General features: G+C 42.7%; 13 protein-coding genes and 8 pseudogenes. All 21 read left to right on the plus strand.

What is annotated here, in order from left to right:
- The first annotated feature begins 9 nt into the window (after positions 1-9).
- The 21 genes and pseudogenes from fliQ (at position 10) to JCM19033_RS03915 (ending at position 19263) form a co-directional block, all read left to right on the plus strand.
- Entirely contained in the window at positions 10-279 is a 270-nt protein-coding gene (gene fliQ / locus JCM19033_RS03820; protein WP_054635318.1) for a flagellar biosynthesis protein FliQ, read from the plus strand.
- A 137-nt stretch (positions 280-416) separates the two neighbouring features.
- Positions 417-1061 carry a flagellar biosynthetic protein FliR gene (gene fliR, locus JCM19033_RS03825; RefSeq protein ID WP_306301210.1) on the plus strand — a complete coding sequence of 215 codons (645 nt, stop codon included), beginning with the start codon at positions 417-419 and terminating at the stop codon, positions 1059-1061.
- Positions 1048-1251, plus strand: a complete 204-nt coding sequence (locus JCM19033_RS27075; RefSeq protein WP_306301211.1) for an EscU/YscU/HrcU family type III secretion system export apparatus switch protein — start codon at positions 1048-1050, stop codon at positions 1249-1251. Before fliR ends, JCM19033_RS27075 begins: the two co-directional genes overlap by 14 nt.
- 5 nt (positions 1252-1256) lie before the next feature.
- Positions 1257-2143: pseudogene (gene flhB / locus JCM19033_RS03830) on the plus strand (flagellar biosynthesis protein FlhB).
- A gap of 77 nt (positions 2144-2220) precedes the next feature.
- Positions 2221-4253, plus strand: a pseudogene (gene flhA / locus JCM19033_RS03835) (flagellar biosynthesis protein FlhA).
- Positions 4253-5401, plus strand: a complete 1149-nt coding sequence (gene flhF, locus JCM19033_RS03840; RefSeq protein ID WP_054635319.1) for a flagellar biosynthesis protein FlhF — start codon at positions 4253-4255, stop codon at positions 5399-5401. Before flhA ends, flhF begins: the two are co-directional and overlap by 1 nt.
- Entirely contained in the window at positions 5394-6260 is an 867-nt protein-coding gene (locus JCM19033_RS03845) for a MinD/ParA family protein (RefSeq protein WP_054635320.1), read from the plus strand. Before flhF ends, JCM19033_RS03845 begins: the two co-directional genes overlap by 8 nt.
- 16 nt (positions 6261-6276) lie before the next feature.
- Positions 6277-7338 carry a chemotaxis response regulator protein-glutamate methylesterase gene (locus tag JCM19033_RS03850; protein ID WP_054635321.1) on the plus strand — a complete coding sequence of 354 codons (1062 nt, stop codon included), beginning with the start codon at positions 6277-6279 and terminating at the stop codon, positions 7336-7338.
- A 16-nt stretch (positions 7339-7354) separates the two neighbouring features.
- Entirely contained in the window at positions 7355-7861 is a 507-nt protein-coding gene (locus JCM19033_RS03855; protein WP_269757950.1) for a chemotaxis protein CheC, read from the plus strand.
- Positions 7862-7976: 115 nt separating this feature from the next.
- Positions 7977-8477 carry a chemotaxis protein CheD gene (locus JCM19033_RS03860; RefSeq protein ID WP_054635322.1) on the plus strand — a complete coding sequence of 167 codons (501 nt, stop codon included), beginning with the start codon at positions 7977-7979 and terminating at the stop codon, positions 8475-8477.
- A 49-nt stretch (positions 8478-8526) separates the two neighbouring features.
- Positions 8527-9293: pseudogene (locus JCM19033_RS03865) on the plus strand (FliA/WhiG family RNA polymerase sigma factor).
- A gap of 136 nt (positions 9294-9429) precedes the next feature.
- On the plus strand, positions 9430-9897 hold the full coding sequence (locus tag JCM19033_RS03870) for a DUF6115 domain-containing protein (RefSeq protein ID WP_054635323.1): 468 nt from the start codon (positions 9430-9432) through the stop codon (positions 9895-9897).
- Between the two features lie 162 nt (positions 9898-10059).
- A pseudogene (gene rpsB, locus JCM19033_RS03875) lies at positions 10060-10808 on the plus strand (30S ribosomal protein S2).
- 187 nt (positions 10809-10995) lie between these two features.
- Positions 10996-11877: a translation elongation factor Ts gene (gene tsf / locus JCM19033_RS03880; RefSeq protein ID WP_054635325.1), complete on the plus strand. Its 882-nt coding sequence runs from the start codon at positions 10996-10998 to the stop codon at positions 11875-11877.
- A gap of 120 nt (positions 11878-11997) precedes the next feature.
- On the plus strand, positions 11998-12717 hold the full coding sequence (gene pyrH / locus JCM19033_RS03885) for a UMP kinase (protein WP_054635326.1): 720 nt from the start codon (positions 11998-12000) through the stop codon (positions 12715-12717).
- Positions 12717-13273, plus strand: a pseudogene (gene frr / locus JCM19033_RS03890) (ribosome recycling factor). The gene pyrH and the pseudogene frr overlap by 1 nt, the downstream one beginning before the upstream one ends.
- A gap of 167 nt (positions 13274-13440) precedes the next feature.
- On the plus strand, positions 13441-14208 hold the full coding sequence (locus JCM19033_RS03895; RefSeq protein WP_054635327.1) for an isoprenyl transferase: 768 nt from the start codon (positions 13441-13443) through the stop codon (positions 14206-14208).
- Positions 14209-14223: 15 nt separating this feature from the next.
- On the plus strand, positions 14224-15024 hold the full coding sequence (locus JCM19033_RS03900) for a phosphatidate cytidylyltransferase (protein WP_054635328.1): 801 nt from the start codon (positions 14224-14226) through the stop codon (positions 15022-15024).
- Between the two features lie 73 nt (positions 15025-15097).
- Positions 15098-16240, plus strand: a pseudogene (locus JCM19033_RS03905) (1-deoxy-D-xylulose-5-phosphate reductoisomerase).
- A gap of 13 nt (positions 16241-16253) precedes the next feature.
- Positions 16254-17518 (plus strand): annotated as a pseudogene (gene rseP / locus JCM19033_RS03910) (RIP metalloprotease RseP).
- A 33-nt stretch (positions 17519-17551) separates the two neighbouring features.
- A pseudogene (locus JCM19033_RS03915) lies at positions 17552-19263 on the plus strand (proline--tRNA ligase).
- Positions 19264-19397: the final 134 nt, after the last annotated feature.

Below are 19397 nucleotides of genomic sequence, written 5' to 3' on the forward strand. Positions count from 1 at the left end.
TGGTATATGATGAGTCCGGAAATGGTTATAAGCTTGGCGGAAAACGGAGTATGGACAGTATTTCTGGTAGCAGGACCTTTGTTAGTCGTTGCGCTGGTCCTTGGTCTTGGGGTTGCAGTCTTTCAAGCAACCACTCAAATTCAAGAGCAGACGTTGGCCTTTATCCCGAAAATATTAGGAGTGCTTGCTTCTTTAATTATTTTTGGTCCGTGGATGCTGTCTCATGTGGTTCAATTTGCTCATCAAATTCTAAGCAATCTTCACCATTATGTAGGATAAGATGGACACAATGGAATGGATCAATCAATTTCCAGCCTTTTTATTAATCTTTGTACGAGTGCTGGCTTTTTTACGACAATGCCGATTTTGCATATAGAAACGTACCTAATACTTTTAAAATAGGCCTGGCTGTATTTATGGCGTTTACGATGATGTTTACTGTGGATGTACCGGAACTTGCCATCAATGCTGAATTTTTTTTGCTTGTCATTAAGGAAGCGTTAGTCGGACTGCTGGTAGGGCTTGTCGCAAGTATGCTGATTTACGCCGTACAAGTAGCCGGAATGTTTATTGATATTCTTATGGGATTTTTAGTAGCAAACGTTATTGATCCCCAGACAGGGGCTCAAAGTCCGCTTACCGGAGGATTCCTCTATGCATTTACCATGCTTTTTTTACTTGCGGTAGATGGACATCACCTACTTCTTGATGGTGTTTATTACAGCTATGAATTTGTTCCCCTGGAACAATTGTTTCTTCCTTTTGGAAATGGATCGATCGCATACTTTGCCCTAACCACCTTTACGACGATGTTTATCATCGCTTTCCAAATGGCTTTCCCGATTATCGGGTGTTTGTTTTTAGTAGATGTAGCATTAGGGATGATGTCACGGGCTGTCCCTCAAATGAACGTTTTTGTAGTGGGCCTGCCTTTAAAAATCTTCCTTGGGCTTCCTCTTTTGGCCATTATGCTGCCTGGTTTCTTTTCTCTTGTATCTTATACATTTGAGGAAGCAGGCACAGCCATGAGGACATTGCTGGAATTGTTTGGAGGGGCATAAGAATGAAACTTCGCATGGAACTTCAGTTTTTTCCCAGGAAAAAACAGAAAAGGCCACGCCCAAAAAAAGACAGGATTCCAGAAAAAAAGGACAAGTGGCAAAGAGTAATGACGTTAACACCGCACTCATTCTTCTGGCTGTCTTTTTATTTCTTTTTTATATGCCGGAATCCTTGGGGACCACATTTTAAATATGATGGGGCATATATTTAGTGAATATTTACGCTGGGAAATCACTTCCTTTACGCTTACGGTGATATTAGAGGAGCTTGTGATGGAAACAGCAATTGTTCTGCTTCCGATCATGCTTGTAGCTATGGTGGCAGGTACAGCAGCTTCCATGATGCAGGTTGGTATCTTATTTGCCCCGGAAGCAATTAAATTTAAAGCTTCCAAGATCAACCCTATCCAGGGGTTTAAACGAATTTTTTCTGCGCGTGCTCTCGTTGAGCTTTTGAAGTCTCTTTTGAAAATCTCATTAGTGGGGATTCTTGTATTTTCCGTCATTTGGTTTAACCTTGACTCTCTATTGCTCCTTTCTCATAAAAACATAGAAGCTGGTTTTTTTGAAATAGCACAGCTTACAGGCCTTATTGGAGCGGGGGTTGCCGTTCTTTTACTCTTTCTGTCAATTCCCGATTATATATATCAAAAATATGATCATGAAAAACAAATACGAATGTCAAAGCAGGACGTAAAAGATGAACATAAAAAGATGGAGGGAGATCCGCGAATTAAATCAAAGCGCCGCCAGAAACAAATGGATATGGCTATGCAAAGAATGATGCAGGAAGTTCCTAAAGCTGATGTGGTCATTACTAACCCCACTCATTACGCGATTGCATTAAAGTACGAGGAAGACAAGATGGAAGCCCCGGTGATTGTTGCAAAAGGGGTGGATTTTATGGCTATGAGAATTCGGATGGCTGCTGAAAAAAATGAGGTCGCATGGTAGAAAATAAGCCCCTGGCAAGATCACTGTACAGTCACGGAAATATAGGAGACCACGTTCCGGAAGATTTATTTAAAGCGGTGGCGGAAGTGCTGGCTTATGTGTACCAGTTGAAAAATAAGCTGCCCTAAAAGGGAACAAATAAGAGTTTACTGCAGAGATAAAAACAAGAGCACACCGAACCGGCTGAAGAAAGAGGAGATTTGTTATGAGAGCAAGAGATTTAATAGTACTGGTAGGGTTATTTTGATTGTTATCATGTTAATTATTCCCTTACCGACCCCATCCTTGATATTTTGATTATTACCAATATCTCTCTTGCTCTGGTCATTATTCTTGTGGCCATGAATACAAAGGAACCTCTTGAGTTTTCCATTTTTCCAACTCTATTATTATTGGTTACTTTATTTAGGCTCGGTTTAAATGTTTCCACCACCCGTTCTATACTCGGAAATGCCGAAGCTGGAAATGTCATAGATACCTTTGGGCAGTTTGTTGTTGGAGGAACCCTCTCGTAGGTTTGTAGTGTTTCTAATCTTGGTAATTATACAATTTGTAGTCATTGTAAAGGGCTCAGAAAGAGTTTCAGAGGTAGGGGCCAGATTTACTTTGGATGCTATGCCCGGGAAACAAATGAGCATAGATGCTGACTTGAATGCAGGGATGATTTCAGACCAGGAAGCTAAGAAAAGACGAGAAAAGATAGAAAAAGAAGCTGACTTTTACGGATCCATGGACGGGGCAAGTAAATTTGTAAAAGGGGATGCGATAGCCGGTATAGTGATTGTTATTATTAATATCATTTTTGGCCTTGTCATTGGTATGATGCAGCTGGGAATGGACCTGGGCACAGCAGCGGGAACGTTCACTCTCCTTACTGTAGGAGATGGACTAGTCAGCCAGATTCCAGCTCTTCTTATTTCAACAGCTACAGGAATTGTGGTTACCAGGGCAGCTTCAGAAGGGAACCTGAGTCATGATGTTACAAAACAGCTTTCCTCTCACCCGAAAATGTTGTATGTAGCAGGGGCAACCGTATTTTTTCTCGGAGTGTTTACACCGATTAACTTTCTTCTTACTTCAGCAATGGCTGGTGTGTTGGCAGCAGGAGGTTTCTTATTAAGAAACACAGATACCGGCAGTCTCTCCGAAGATGAGAAAGAGGAAGAGGATAACGGTGAAAGTGAGGATATGAAATCCCCGGAAAATGTCGTAAGTCTTCTGACCATTGACCCTATTGAATTTGAATTTGGTTATGGCCTGATTCCCCTTGCTGATGCTAATCAAGGAGGAGACCTGCTGGACAGGGTCGTCATGATCCGGCGCCAGCTGGCATTAGAACTTGGCATGGTGGTGCCAGTGATTAGAATCAGAGACAATATCCAACTGCAGCCAAACGAATATGTCATTAAGATTAAAAGTTATGAAATAGCCAGGGGTGAACTTCTTCTGGATCATTATATGGCTATGAGTCCTGGAGTTGAAGATGAAGCAGTGTCAGGAATTGAAACGGTAGAGCCTGCTTTTGGTCTTCCTGCTTTGTGGATAGGAGAAGAAATGAAAGAGCAGGCAGAGCTTTCAGGCTACACAGTGGTAGATCCTCCCTCTGTGGTATCCACTCATTTGACCGAGGTCATTAAAGCACATGCACATGAACTTCTTGGACGTGAAGAAACAAAGCAGCTGGTTGACCATTTAAAGGAAACCTATCCGACTCTTGTAGAGGAAGTCACGCCCAACCCATTATCTTTGGGAGAGATTCAAAAAGTGTTAACAAACCTTCTAAAAGAAAAAATGTCAATCAGAAACCTTCCTGTCATTTTTGAAACAATGTCTGAGTATGGACAGATGACAAAAGATATGGATTTAGTAACAGAATATGTCCGCCAGGCACTGGCAAGGCAAATCACTAAACAATTTGCGGTGGAAGGGGAACCATTGTGTGTCATTACCTTGAGCGGAGGCGTGGAAAAAGCAATTGTGGACAACATCAAGCAGACTGAGCATGGGAACTTCCTATCGATGAATCCACAGGACTCTCAGCCGATTATTGAAGCGGCAGCTTCTGAAGCTGACCGTTTGGCACAAATGGGCCATACTCCAATACTGCTTTGTTCTCCGGCTGTTCGCATGCATGTACGTCAATTAATTGAAAGGTATTTTCCTCAGGTATTTGTCCTTTCTTATAATGAGCTCGAGCCTCACGTTGAGGTGCAAAGCGTAGGAGTGGTGAAAACATAATGAAAGTGCAAAGGTTTATTGCTAAGGACATGCCGGAAGCAATGAAAAAAATTAAGGGAGAGCTTGGCGAACAGGCTGTCATTCTTCGCTCGAAATCGATTCAAAGCCCGGGGATTTTTGGCCTGTTCTCAAAAAAAACATTAGAGGTAATTGCTGCGGTTGATGAAGAGATGGTGTTTAAAAGAAAAGATACGGTGAAGCCCTCTCAAACAAGACAGGAAAAGGAGCCTCACAAACAGTCTCACTTCAATTATTCTTCCACTGAAATTCAAGAAGAGATGAAGGAAATTAAGGAAATGGTTAAGGAATTAACCGCTGATGCTGAACTGGAAAAAACCTCTGTTCTGCATCCTGCCTTACGACTCATTCAAACACAATTGACAGAACAGGAAGTAGAGGCCGGACTTCAAAAAGAGATTCTGGCTTCACTTGTAAAAAGGGTGAAAGAATCGGGTGACACCGAGAAAATAGAAGAAGAAAAAGTCAAGGATTGGGCGAAGGCTTCCTTAGAAAAATCACTTAGCACCCTTTCTTCAGGAAAAGAACCATCCGGCAGAGAAGTCATTACCTTTGTCGGTCCGACAGGGGTAGGGAAAACCACGACGATAGCCAAAATTGCTGCCCGCCAACATATTTATGAAAAGAAAAAAGTAGCTCTCCTGACTGCTGATACGTACCGAATCGGGGCGGTTGAACAGCTGAAAACATACGCCAGTATACTACAAATCCCCATCGAAGTCGTGTACAGCAAGGAAGATTACCACAAGGCACTGGAAAGTTTCGAACAATATGACACCGTGCTTGTTGATACGGCCGGAAGAAACTATTACAACAAACTGAATATAGAGGAACTGAAAACGATCATCTCTTTAAATGAAGAAACAAAAACCTGCCTGGTATTGTCATTAACCTCTAAATACACAGACATGAAAAACATTTTTCAACAGTTTTCCTCGCTGTCCATCGATCAATTTATATTTACAAAGACTGACGAAACCTCCATTTGCGGACCAATGATAAACCTGATGAAAACAACCGGCATTGGAGCTGCTTTTCTCACAAAGGGGCAAAACGTACCGGAAGATCTGGACGTGGCTGATACCAGACTGGTAGCCGAATTACTATTTGAGGAAAACGATCATGAATGACCAGGCAGAAAGTCTGCGTAAGTTGATGAACAGCAGAGCAGAAAGAAGAGAAACTCACATTATTTCGGTAGTCAGCGGCAAAGGGGGAGTCGGGAAAACGAACGTGTCTGTCAACTTCTCAATCGCCCTGGCGCAAAAAGGGAAAAAAGTGGTTCTTTTCGATATGGATATCGGAATGGCCAATGTAGACATCTTGCTCGGTACACATGCTGCTTTTAACGTAAGAGATATGATCGAAAGAGAACTGTCAGTGTGGGATATTATCAACGAGGGTCCTTCAGGTGTTTATTTTGCTGCCGGGGGGTCAGGTCTGTCAGATATTTTTTCTCTAACAGAGGGGAAGAAAAAGAGATTCCTACATCAGATAGAAATGCTTAATGGCCACTTTGATTATATTATTTTTGACCTTGGAGCAGGTGTATCAAAGAACAGCATGCAATTGGTCCTTGCCTCCCATGAAGTTTTTTTAGTTACTACACCAGAGCCAACGTCAATTACAGATGCCTACTCAATGATAAAGCATATAACTGCTTGTGATCAAAATCTGCCGCTTTTTTTGATTGTAAACCGGGCCTTCTATCTCAGTGAGGGGAAAAAGGCCGGAGAAAATCTTCAAAAGGTCAGCAAAAGGTTTTTACATAAAGAACTGAATGTTCTGGGCTTACTTCCTGATGATGATGCCGTTCGAAAAGCAGTTTATAAACAGATCCCTTATTCTTTAGCTTTTCCACGAGCAAAAGTTACCGGAGCGATAAGAAATGCTTGCAATAAATACCTTGATGAGTCAGAACGAGAGCCGAGAAAACCTTTTTACTCTTTTATATCCAAATTAAAAGGTTTTATGTCTTCACCGTCATAGAAAGGGGCCTGAAAGCATGATCCGCGTACTTGTCGTAGATGATTCAGCTTTTATGCGAAAGGTTATCTCCGACGCTATAAACAGGAATGAAGATATGACTGTAGCAGCTACTGCCAGAAATGGAGCAGAGGCGATAGAAAAGCTAAGGTATGTAAAGGTAAACGTGATTACACTAGATGTGGAAATGCCCCAAAAAAATGGGCTTGACACCTTAAAGGAAATTATGGAAGAGTCTCCTCATCCTGTGGTTATGGTCAGCAGCGCAACTCAGCAAGGAGCACTGCAAACGATTGCTGCCATGGAGTTAGGAGCAGTTGATTTTGTAGCCAAGCCCTCGGGGCCAATTTCCCTTGACTTCGACCTTGTCAGGAAAGAGTTGATAGAGAAAATTAAAATCGCTTCCGAGGCTTTTCATCAATTAATACTTACCAAGGAAAAGAAAGTTGAAATCACGAGAAGTACTCCTCCTCTTCATCCATCTAACCTAATGCTAAAGAAAAAAGTCATTGCAATTGGAACCTCTACAGGGGGGCCGCGGGCTCTTCAGCAGCTTTTTTCTGATCTGCCTGGAACGCTGGCAGCACCTTTACTTATTGTGCAGCACATGCCGGCGGGTTTCACTCAGTCATTAGCAAAAAGGCTGAACGACATGTCAGAGCTTACCGTAAAAGAGGCGGAAGATGGGGAAGTAGCCAGAAATGGAGTAGCGTACATTGCTCCTGGAGGAAAACATGTAACCGTAAAAAACTCGGGAGAAGCCCTAGTGTTAAATCTGCTGGACACTCCCCCTCATAATAACCATAAACCATCAGTTGATACATTGTTTACATCTCTGGCTGACATTGCAGGATACTCTGTCGTAGCTGTGATCATGACCGGGATGGGAGCTGATGGGGCGGTCGGGATCCAAAAGCTTAAGGAAAAGAAGAGCAATATAGCCCTCGCGGAATCAGAAGGCACCTCCACAGTATTTGGAATGCCTAAAGCGGCGGCACAAACAGGTCAGATAGATGAAGTGGTCCCCCTTTTTAATATGAGTAAGAGCATTCGCCGCTACATCGAAAAAGATTTTTCATAAGGGAAGGAAAACGCATATGGACCTTATTCAAAGCTATCATTTGGATATTTTAAAAGAGGCAGCAAACATTGGGGCAGGAAATGCTGCTACGTCGCTATCAAAGCTTACAAAAGAAGAGATCGAGATGAATGTTCCTGAGGCAGTGGTTATGCCTTTTCGGGACATTCCGAACCACATAGGCGGGGCGGAAAAAGTGATGGCCTCCGTATTTTTCAGACTTACAGGAGAAGCAAAGGGAAACATGTTTTTTATGCTCCCGGAACAGGAGGCAAGAGCCTTCATCTTTGATCTTACAGGAACTTATGTTGAACGTATCACAGATATACAACATGACCCGCTGGCTGTCTCTTCTTTACAGGAGGTCGGGAATATTCTGGCAGGCTCTTATCTTACAAATTTATCAGAGTTTTTGCACGTCAGGATACAGCATTCCGTCCCTTCCCTGGCCATTGATATGGCAGGGGCAATATTGGAACATGGCTTACTAGAATGGTCTGAGGTTGGAGAATATGCCTGGTCATGAGTACGGTCTTAAAAAAGAAAGATAGCAGCCACCAAAGTACTGGAGGCCATTTCTTCTTACTACCTGATCCAGAGACGTTTGTCCGCCTTTTTCAATCTTTAGGAGTCAAAGACCAATGAGTTCCCGTATCGGACAGGTAAATATTGTAAAAGTATGGATGGCAGACCTTAATATTGCCATTGCTCCTCAACTCATTCAAACCTCAGGGCTTGGATCTTGTGTGAGTGTAGTCTTGTACGACGAAGAAGCAAAAGCAGCTGGTATGGCCCACATTATGCTTCCTTCCTCCCGTCTGCATGCTTCGGGAGAATGTAATCGAGCGAAGTATGCAGATTCAGCTATAGAAGACCTGTACTCACTGCTCATTTATCATGGAGCCAGAAGGAATAAGGTGAAGGCAAAGATTGCAGGAGGGGCTCAAATGTTTGAGGCAGCAAGCTCTGCTCTTAGAATAGGTCCGAGGAACGTGGAAGCGGTCAAGGAGACCTTAAAAAAGATGCACATTTTTCTGGCTGCAGAAGATACAGGGGGAAAAAGCGGCCGGACCGTACTGTTTGATCCAGCTACTTCTCATTTAAGCATTCGAACAGTGAATGCAGAAGAGAAAATCATATAGTCCTTTGAAAAGAGACCAGGATTTACGAGCATAAAAAGGGGGAGCTTTAATGACAAATGTAACAGCTGGCAATTACAAAGATTTGTGGGAAAAGTGGGGAAACGATAAAAACACAGAAGCGGCAGATCAATTAGTTGAGGCATATCTCCCCCTTGTGAGATATCACGTGGCCGTATTTCCGCCGGACTGCCCCGCAATGTTAATCGAGAAGAAGTCATGAGCCACGGTCTAATGGGACTCTTTGATGCTATCAATAAATTTGATTACTCCAGAGAATTGAAATTTGACACCTATGCTTCTTTTCGGATAAGAGGGGCTATTATTGATGGACTTCGCCAGGAGGACTGGCTTCCAAGGACTATGCGGGAAAAAGCCAAAAAAATTGAAGAGTCGGTGGAACGCCTGGAACAACAATACGGCCGCTTTGTTACGGAAGAAGAGATAAGCGAGGAGCTTGGCATGGACAAGCATGAGGTTCAAAGAATTGTATCCGAAACCTTTTTTGCCAATATCCTGTCTATTGATGAGGAATCCCAGGAGTATGAAAAAGAAGAAACATATCGTGCAAACTTGATTGATACCACTGCGATCACTCCTGAGGAGGAGACAGTAAAGAAAGATACGTTTAAAGAGCTGGCTACTATGATCGATCAGTTAAATGAAAGGGAAAAAGTGGTCGTCAGCCTCTTTTACTATGAAGAACTTACTCTCACTGAAATCGGGCAAGTACTTAACTTATCAACTTCAAGAATTTCACAAATTCATTCTAAAGCGATTTTGCGATTGAAACAGATTCTTCAAAAAAAAGAGAAGTGATGGACAAGGTCTGATAGAATAGCTGAGATGAAAGAAGCATGTGCAGTCCCCATCCGAAGTAGGAATTTTTATACTAAAGGTCGATGCGTAAAATCGAAACTAAAAAACAAGGTGAAATAATGATATATTTCTTAATTTGTATAAGCTTGTCCCTTCATTTACTTTCCTTCTATATTATCCTTATTTTTATAGAAGGTGGCAAAAGGAAGCAGGGATTTTAAAGGATTCTCACAGGCTTACTTCTGAGATAGAAGATTTACTGGTAGCTTACACAGCTGAAATGAAAGAAGACAATGAGCGATTATTAAAAGAACTAGAACAAAAGACCCCACGAAGTGATGCGACTCATCATGATCCTGGAAACAGGAAAGCTGGAAACAACGAAAAGGACAGTAAAAGAATTGAAAGCTCTCGACCTGACCATGATTCATTTCATAAGGAAATGGGAATGCCTTACATTCCTAATCAAAAGGATAAAGTGGTTCAATCTCCCGCAGCAAAAGCACTTTCGCTGTTTTCAAAAGGGCTGGACAGAGATGAAATAGCTAAAGAACTGGATATAGGGAAAGGAGAAGTAGAACTTCTCTTAAAATTTTATAAGTAATTCCTGCTTCCCTCCCTTGCCATTCTGAAGCAGGATGTGGTATATTATACAACGGTGTTAATCACACACGTTTGTGGATTTGAACAAGGGTGCTGTTATTTACAGTTTTGTTTTAAGATGAGGCAAACGGAGGAATTAAAAACCTTAAGGAGGATTTATATCATGGGAGTTATTTCAATGAAACAGTTGCTTGAGGCTGGTGTGCATTTTGGACATCAAACTCGCCGCTGGAACCCGAAGATGAGCCGTTACATTTTCACTGAGCGTAACGGGATTTATATCATCGATTTGCAAAAGACAGTGAAAAAGTTGAGGAAGCTTACAACTACGTACGTGACGTAGCAGCAGACGGAGGGAAAGTCCTTTTCGTCGGCACAAAGAAGCAAGCTCAAGATTCAGTACGTGAAGAAGCTCTTCGCTGTGGAATGTACTACATTAACCAACGCTGGTTAGGTGGAACATTGACAAACTTTGCTACCATCCGTAAGCGTATTGCACGCTTGAAGGATATTGAAAAAATGCAGGAAGACGGTACGTTTGATGTACTTCCTAAAAAAGAAGTTATGCTTTTGAAAAAAGAATTAGACCGTCTTGAGAAATTTCTTGGCGGAATTAAAGAAATGAATCAGCTTCCTGACGCTATTTTCATTATCGATCCTAGAAAAGAGCGCATTGCTATTGCAGAAGCTCATAAGTTAAATATCCCTATCATCTCCATTGTTGATACAAACTGTGACCCTGACGAAATTGATTACGTGATTCCTGGTAATGATGACGCGATCCGTGCGGTTCGTCTTCTTACTTCCAAAATGGCTGATGCAGTTGTGGAAGCAACACAAAACAACCAAGAGCCTGAGCAGGAGCAAGCTCCTCAAGAAGAGGAAGAGGAAACGGTTTCAAGTAATCAATAAGCAAGGCCAGTCTTGGAGAAACTACATGAATGAACGGATCAAGGGTGGTAAAGGGTAAAGCCCTTTATCACCTTTTTTATCCTGATTAAATGGTTTTTTTTGCCTTGATTAAGTGGTAATTCCTTGAATTGCTGTCTGTATCAGGGAGTAAAAGAAGATATTAAATTTGTTTAGGAGGAATTGACATATGGCAATTACAGCTAGCATGGTTAAAGAACTTCGTGAAAAAACTGGTGCAGGTATGATGGACTGCAAAAAAGCATTGACTGAAACGGACGGTGACATGGAGAAAGCAGTAGATTACCTTCGTGAAAAAGGAATCGCGAAAGCTCAGAAAAAAGCTGACCGCGTAGCTGCAGAGGGACTTACTTCTGTCGAGGTTGACGGGAACAAAGCAGTGATTCTGGAGATCAATGCAGAAACAGACTTTGTCGCTAAAAACGAAAACTTTAAAAACTTAGTAAGTAAAGTAGCTACTCATTTGCTTGCAAAGGAACCTGCAAATGTTGAAGAAGCATTAGGCCAGGAAATTGAGCAAGGTTCTACTTTAGAGTCTTACATCAATGACCAAATCGCAAAGATTGGTGAAAAGATTTCTTTGCGCCGCTTTACTGTTCTTACAAAAGATGACGACGCTGCTTTCGGTGCTTACCTTCACATGGGCGGACGTATTGGTGTTCTTTCCCTTCTTGAAGGTACAACGGACGAGCAGGCAGCCAAGGATGTAGCTATGCACGTAGCAGCTATTAACCCAACCTACGTTTCCCGTGACGAAGTACCTGCAGAAGAAACTGAGCGTGAGCGTGAAGTTCTTAAGCAGCAAGCGCTAAACGAAGGAAAACCTGAAAACATTGTTGAAAAAATGGTTGAAGGACGCCTTGGGAAGTTCTTTGAACAAGTATGTCTTTTAGAACAGCCATTCGTTAAAGATGGCGACCAGAAAGTGAAAAAATACGTTGAAAGCAAAGGCGCTTCTGTGAAGACCTTTATCCGTTACGAAGTTGGAGAAGGACTTGAAAAGCGTGAAGATAACTTTGCTGAAGAAGTAATGTCTCAAGTGAAAAAATAATTTTTAAGGGGAACACCTTTGTGTTCCCTATTTTTGCAGCCCAAGCTGTTATCGATTAGCGATTCGCAGTTGAATTTTAAAAGGAAAGCACGTCACCAAGGCTGATACTGGGGGTTTAACATGAGTAAGTATAACCGAGTGGTTTTAAAATTGAGCGGTGAAGCTCTTGCAGGAGATTTAGGGTATGGAATTGACCCAACGGTCATTCAATCTATTGCTTCACAGATAAAAGAAATTGTAGAATTAGGTACAGAGGTAGTTGTTGTCGTCGGCGGTGGGAATATTTGGAGAGGAATGGCTGGAAGCTCCAAAGGAATGGACAGGGCAACTGCCGATTATATGGGTATGCTTGCTACTGTGATGAATTCTCTTGCTCTTCAGGACGGCCTGGAAGACATTGAAGTAGAAACAAGAGTTCAGACGTCCATTGAAATGCGCCAGGTTGCAGAGCCATACATACGCCGGAAAGCAATACGGCACCTGGAGAAAAAGCGAGTAGTTATTTTTGCTGCGGGTACAGGAAACCCTTACTTCTCAACTGACACGACAGCTGCCCTCAGAGCTGCTGAAATTGAAGCAGAAGTTATTTTAATGGCTAAGAACAAAGTTGACGGTGTATATGATTCTGATCCATCAGTAAACGAAGACGCCAAGAAATATCAGGAGCTTACATACCTTGACCTTTTAAATGGCGGTCTTGGTGTGATGGATTCTACTGCTTCTACCCTTTGCATGGATAACGATATCCCGCTGCTTGTTTTTTCGATCATGGAAGAAGGAAATATTAAAAAAGCTGTCCTTGGTGAAAAAATCGGGACAGTCATTAGGGGGAACAAATAATGGCTAATGATGTTACAAAAAATTTAGATGCACGTATGGAAAAAACGGTTGAAGCTTACCACCGGGAGCTTGCGACACTAAGAGCTGGACGTGCCAACCTTCTATGCTTGATAAAGTAATGGTTGACTATTATGGCGCTCCAACTCCATTAAACCAGCTGGCGACAATCACAGTACCAGAAGCTCGCCTGTTGCTTATTACCCCATTTGATAAATCTGCCATCGGTGATCTTGAAAAAGGAATTCAAAAAGCTGATTTAGGACTTTCTCCTAACAATGACGGAAATGTAATCAGAATTACCGTTCCGCCGCTGACAGAAGAGCGTCGCAGAGATTTAGTCAAGCTTGTAAAAAAATATGCCGAAGAGGCGCGTGTAGGGGTCCGTAATATTCGCCGTGATGCCAATGATGAATTGAAAAAACAGCAAAAAGACGGAGAAATCACTGAGGATGACCTTCGCCGCAGTCAGGATGAGGTTCAGAAGGTAACTGACAAACAAATCAAAGCGATTGATCAGGCAGCAGAGGTTAAAGAGCAAGAAATTATGGAAGTTTAAGTGTATTCAAGTTACAATAGGATCATGCTAATAAACCCTCTTCTTACCGGGAGGGTTTTTTGTAGGCGAATTTGAAAGAATGTAAGGTAATCGAAATAGAATATATTATAATAAGTAAGGGCTAAGATAGAAGTTCAATTTTAGATAACATAAAGGCTGGTGTCCTTATGCTTGAAAGGTTTATAAAAAAAGAGGAGACAGCTGCCAAACATGAAGAAGCTTTTGTCGGCGAGAAAGAAAACCTTCCTGCTCATATTGCTATCATAATGGATGGAAATGGCCGCTGGGCAAAACAAAAGGGGCTACCGCGCATAGCTGGGCACAGAGAAGGTATGAAGGTTATTAACAAGGTTGTCAGGGAAGCGAACCATATAGGAATCAAGTATTTAACACTGTATGCATTTTCTACTGAAAACTGGAAACGTCCAAAAGCGGAAGTGGACTTTCTTATGCGCTTGCCTGAAAAGTTTCTTCATAAAGAGCTGCCGTCACTGAAAGAAAACAATGTAAGAGTAACGATCATGGGAACATTAGATGGGCTTCCTTCCTATACGATTGACGCGGTAAAAAAAGCAGTGGAAGAAACAAAGGAAAACAATGGACTGGTTTTAAATCTAGCCTTGAACTATGGTAGCAGGCATGAAATGATACGGATGGTGAAAGAAGCGTGCAGGGAAGTACAGGAAGGAAAACAAAGCATAGAAGATATTGATGAAAACTACCTTTCCCAATTTCTTCTTAGCAGCAAATTGCCAGACCCGGATCTCCTCATTCGAACCAGCGGAGAAATCAGGTTAAGTAATTTCATGTTATGGCAGGTTGCTTATAGCGAATTTTGGTTTACAAATGTTCTTTGGCCTGACTTTTCAGAAGAAGATTTAGTGGAAGCCATCAGAGTATACCAAAAAAGGAAACGGCGCTACGGCGGTGTTTAAAGGGAGGATATCCCAATGAAACAAAGGGTTGTAACAGGGTTTTTAGGAGCAATCGTATTTTTAACCGCAGTAATTATTGGAGGAACGACTTTTACTTTATTTATAGCACTTGTAGCCTCGGTAGCTATGATAGAGCTGTTAAAGATGAGAAGAATACGGCCGTTATCAGTAAAAGGTTTGGGAAGCCTTGCCCTTATGTGGGTGCTTCTTGTCCCCCCGGGGTGGCTTGATGTGGCTTTTTTGGATCATGTAAGCAAAACGGAGATTTTTATCTTTATGATCCTTCTTTTGCTTGCCTTGACAGTTGTCACGAAGAACTCGTTTACGTTTGATGAAGTCGGGTTTGCGATCTTATCGTCAGTTTACGTGGGCTACGGCTTTCATTACTTGATTACTTCAAGAGAGATTCCGGAAGTGGGGCTGCAAGTTGTCTTTTTAATACTGTTTGCTATCTGGTCTACTGATTCAGGGGCTTACTTTGTTGGTCGGAAATGGGGAAGAAAAAAGCTCTCTCCACATATCAGCCCAAAGAAAACAGTGGAAGGGTCTGTTGGAGGAATCGTCGCAGCCTTTGTTGTAGGCTTTATCTTTCACTCTTTCTTTCCGATCTTTGATTCAGTTCTCCACCTGACTGGGCTCCTTGTTGTCACCTCTATTTTTGGACAGCTTGGAGACTTAGTAGAGTCAGCTTTAAAAAGGCACTATGCTGTGAAGGATTCTGGGAATGTCCTGCCGGGTCACGGAGGGATATTAGACCGCTTTGACAGCTTGATATTTGTTATGCCAATATTACACCTTTTGCAATTTTTAGGGTGAGGAGGAAGTTGTACATAACGAAGCAGCAATGATTTTAAAACTTTGGTGATAGGAAGAGAAAGGTGAACGTAAAATGAAACATATTGCACTGCTCGGTTCCACAGGATCCATCGGTACCCAGACTTTAGACATTATTCGGACACACCCTGATAAATTTTCATTGATATCTATGTCAGCCGGTCGTAATACGAAGCTTGCCATTACACAAATCAATGAGTTTAAACCAGAGACCGTGTCAGTGGCAGAGGAAAAGGATGCGGAAAAATTAGGCTGAGGTGCTGCAGGAACAAATGTAGTTTATGGAGGTGAAGGATTAAAAGAAGTCGCAGTTCATCCTAAAGCTGATTTCTTAATGAATGCGGTGCTTGGAAGCGTGGGGCTTGAACCCACGCTGGCGGCTATTGAGGCAGGGAAAGTTATTGGGATAGCCAACAAAGAGACCTTGGTTACAGCAGGACACATTGTTATGGAAAAAGCCAAAGAAAATAATGTACAAGTTCTGCCTGTGGATAGTGAACACTCGGCCATCTTTCAGTGCCTGGAAGGAAGTCAAACAGATGAAGTCAGCCGCTTAATCCTTACTGCCTCTGGAGGAAGCTTTCGTGATTTGAGCAGGAAGGAGCTCAATGGGGTGACAGTGGAAGATGCGTTAAACCATCCAAATTGGTCAATGGGGGCAAAGATCACCATAGACTCAGCCACAATGATGAATAAGGGGCTGGAAGTGATTGAAGCCATTGGCTCTTTGGAATTCCCTATGAGCAGATTGAAGTCCTCCTTCATCGTGAAAGCATTATTCACTCCCTGGTTGAATACCAGGATGGAAGCGTACTGGCACAGCTGGGGACCCTGATATGAGAGTGCTATTCAATATGCTTTGTCTTACCCGAAAAGACTTGAACTAAAAGATACAAAAAGGTTAAACTTATGGGAAGCTGGGACATTGGATTTTAAACAGCCTGATTTCAAGCGTTATAAATGTCTTCAATATGCATTTGACGCCGGGAAAGAAGGCGGCACGATGCCTGTGGTATTGAATGCGGCAAATGAAGTAGCAGTGGAGGCATTCCTTCAAAAAAGCATTTCCTTTCTTGGAATTGAAGATGTGATTGAAGAAGCAATGAATCGTCACAGTGCCCTGAAGAATCCTTCATTAGATACTATTTTGCAGGTAGATCAAGAGACAAGAGAGTACGTGCGCACACGATTAAATTGAAGGTGGGAAATAAGTGAATACTTTAATAGCCATAATTATAATATTTGGTGTTCTCGTTGCCGTGCATGAATGGGGTCATTTATATTTTGCAAAACGTGCTGGGATTTTGTGCAGGGAGTTCGCCATTGGGTTTGGGCCAAAGCTGTTCTCTTTTAAGAAAAATGAGACAGTTTACACTATACGGTTGCTTCCGTTAGGCGGATTTGTGCGAATGGCGGGAGAAGATCCTGAGCTTGTCCAGCTGAAGCCTGGCTATGAAGTAGGGCTTGTGTTTAACCAAGTAGGTGAAGTCAGCCGAATCATTGTTAACAATAAATCGAAGCATCCGGAAGCAAAGGTCGTTTCTGTAGAAAAAGCAGACCTTGAACATGATCTTATTATTCAAGCTTATACCGGAGAGGAAGAAGAACTGCAAACCTTTAAGGTAAATGACAAAGCAGAGCTTGTTGTCGATGAACAAGCCTCTCAAATAGCTCCTTGGGACCGGCAGTTTGGTTCTAAGAAGCCAAGCCAAAAAGCACTGGCAATTTTTGCTGGACCAGCAATGAATTTTGTGCTTGCCTTTTTCCTTCTCGTCTTATTTGGCCTCATTAACGGGGTCCCTCAGTATGACCAGGCAGAACTGGGAGAGCTGACTGGTGACGGACCTGCCAACGAATACGGGCTGGAGGCAGGAGACCAGGTATTAGCTATTGGGGAGAAGAAGTGAATACATGGGAGGAAATGACTGCCCAGATCCAGGAACACCCAAACGAAGAAGTAGTGTTTCAGGTTGAAAGAAATGGCGAAATTCTTTCCATTCCAGTCGTGACCACTTCCCATTATAATGAAATGACAGAACGGCAAGAAGGATTTATTGGAGTAAATGCTCCAGCGGAACACTCCCCAATCGAAGCGATCCAATTTGGAGCCGTTCAAGTGTATGAAGTCACAATATTAATCTTTGATGTTTTAGGCATGATAGTCACTGGTAATTTTTCTTTAGATTATCTCGCTGGCCCAGTCGGTATTTACAATTACACTGGCGAAGCTGCAGCCATGGGTACAATTCTCCTAATCCAATGGGCGGCCCTCTTAAGTGTGAACCTTGGCATTGTTAATTTACTGCCTCTTCCAGCTTTAGACGGAGGCCGGCTTTTATTTATTGGATTTGAAGCGGTACGGGGCAAACCTGTGGATCCTCAAAAAGAGGGGCTTGTTCATTTTGTAGGTTTTGCTTTATTGTTTCTACTCATGCTTGTTGTTACCTGGAATGATATAAACAAATTTTTCCTATAGAAATTAAGGTGTTAGAAAGAGAGGCACTAATGTATGAAACAGCAGTCGTTATTTAGTCCAACCATGCGGGACATCCCTGCTGGAGCAGATATAGCCAGTCATCAGCTTATGCTCCGGGCTGGCTTAATCCGCCAAAATGCCGCTGGAATTTATTCCTATCTCCCTTTGGGAAAAAGGGTGCTCCGCAAGGTAGAAGAGATCATTCGTGAAGAAATGGATGAAGCGGGCGGGCAGGAGCTTTTAATGCCTGCGATCCAGCCTGCAGAGCTGTGGGAGGAATCTGGCAGATTAGATGATTACGGTCCAGAGCTTATGCGCCTCAAAGATCGCCACACGCGAGATTTTGTACTGGGGGCTACCCATGAAGAAGTGATTACGAGTCTAGTAAGGGATGAGTTGAACTCTTACAAAAAACTCCCTGTAAACCTTTATCAAATCCAGACCAAATATAGAGACGAACGGCGCCCGCGCTTTGGAGTGCTTCGTTCTCGAGAATTTATCATGAAAGACGCTTATTCTTTTGATGCCTCAAAAGAAGGCCTTGATCAAAGCTATCAAGCAATGTATGAGGCTTATGAAAAAATATTCAGCAGGTGCGGCCTTGATTTCAGGGCAGTAGAAGCTGATGCAGGCGCCATTGGAGGAAAAGGCGGCACTCATGAATTTATGGTGTTGTCAGACGTTGGAGAGGATACGATCGCTTATTCTGACTCTTCCTCCTATGCGGCAAACATTGAGATTGCCGAAGTACCGAAACCAAACGTGGAAAGAAGAGGGGAAGAGAAGCCTCTTGAAAAAATAGACACACCGAACATGAGAACGATTGAGGAGTTGTCTGCCGGCCTTGGAATCGAGGCAAAAGACATTTTAAAGTCGGTCCTGTTTTTTGTGGATGACGAGCCAGTGCTGGTACTCTGCCGGGGAGATCGGGAAGTAAACGATGTAAAAGTCGGCCGTTATTTTGATACTGTACAGGTGGAATCGGCCAGTCCGGAACAGGTACTGCAGCATACGGGCTGCCGTCCAGGCTCCATTGGTCCAATTGATCTGAAAGAGGGAATTCAAATTATTGCGGACCACGAGGTGGCCGGAATGATGAACAGCCTTTGCGGAGGCAATGAAGAAGACAAGCACTATACCAATGCCAATATCGAACGTGATTTTCGTGTCGATGGTTTTGGAGATCTGCGTTTCATACAAGAAGGAGATCCCTCAGCTGATGGCCAGGGAACAATTAAGTTTGCCAAGGGAATTGAAGTGGTCATGTCTTTAAGCTTGGGACTAAATACAGTGAAGCATTAAAGGCAGAGTATTTAGATGAAAATGGAAAGACCCAGCCGCTAATCATGGGCTGTTACGGTATTGGAGTAAGCAGAACGGTGGCTGCAATCCTTGAACAGCACCACGATGAAAATGGCATTGTATGGCCAAAAGCAGTGGCGCCATTTGATCTCCACCTTCTCACACTAAATGCGAAAAAAGCAGAACAGAGTGAATTGGGCACCGAGTTATATGCCAGTCTCCGCAAGGCTGGATTTGATGTATTATATGATGACCGCAAGGAACGGGCGGGCGTAAAATTTAAAGACTCTGATTTATTCGGACTTCCTGTACGAATTGCGTGCGGGAAAAAAGCAGATGAAGGAATTGTGGAAGTGAAGGTGCGTCGAACAGGTGAAATGGAAGAGGTCCACAAGGATGAATTACCTTCTTATCTTGAGTCACTCTTCCACACAATTCAATAAGAAAAGAGAGAATGGTACCCTTTATGTAAGGGTACCATTGCCATTCTAATGGCAGGTAAGCAAGGAGGGAAGAAGGTTGACTGGGGAAGACCAACAAATACGCAAGGAACGCTTTCAGTTGCTCCTTGAACAGA

The organism is Thalassobacillus sp. C254 (assembly GCF_001310615.1).

Excerpts from the sequence above, each read along its gene's own strand:
- fliQ (WP_054635318.1), top strand. The coding sequence starts at position 10 with ATGAGTCCGGAAATGGTTATAAGCTTGGCGGAAAACGGAGTATGGACA.
- fliR (WP_306301210.1), top strand. The coding sequence starts at position 417 with ATGGCGTTTACGATGATGTTTACTGTGGATGTACCGGAACTTGCCATC.
- flhF (WP_054635319.1), top strand. The coding sequence starts at position 4,253 with ATGAAAGTGCAAAGGTTTATTGCTAAGGACATGCCGGAAGCAATGAAA.
- JCM19033_RS03845 (WP_054635320.1), top strand. The coding sequence starts at position 5,394 with ATGAATGACCAGGCAGAAAGTCTGCGTAAGTTGATGAACAGCAGAGCA.
- JCM19033_RS03850 (WP_054635321.1), top strand. The coding sequence starts at position 6,277 with ATGATCCGCGTACTTGTCGTAGATGATTCAGCTTTTATGCGAAAGGTT.
- JCM19033_RS03855 (WP_269757950.1), top strand. The coding sequence starts at position 7,355 with ATGGACCTTATTCAAAGCTATCATTTGGATATTTTAAAAGAGGCAGCA.
- JCM19033_RS03860 (WP_054635322.1), top strand. The coding sequence starts at position 7,977 with ATGAGTTCCCGTATCGGACAGGTAAATATTGTAAAAGTATGGATGGCA.
- tsf (WP_054635325.1), top strand. The coding sequence starts at position 10,996 with ATGGCAATTACAGCTAGCATGGTTAAAGAACTTCGTGAAAAAACTGGT.
- pyrH (WP_054635326.1), top strand. The coding sequence starts at position 11,998 with ATGAGTAAGTATAACCGAGTGGTTTTAAAATTGAGCGGTGAAGCTCTT.
- JCM19033_RS03895 (WP_054635327.1), top strand. The coding sequence starts at position 13,441 with ATGCTTGAAAGGTTTATAAAAAAAGAGGAGACAGCTGCCAAACATGAA.
- JCM19033_RS03900 (WP_054635328.1), top strand. The coding sequence starts at position 14,224 with ATGAAACAAAGGGTTGTAACAGGGTTTTTAGGAGCAATCGTATTTTTA.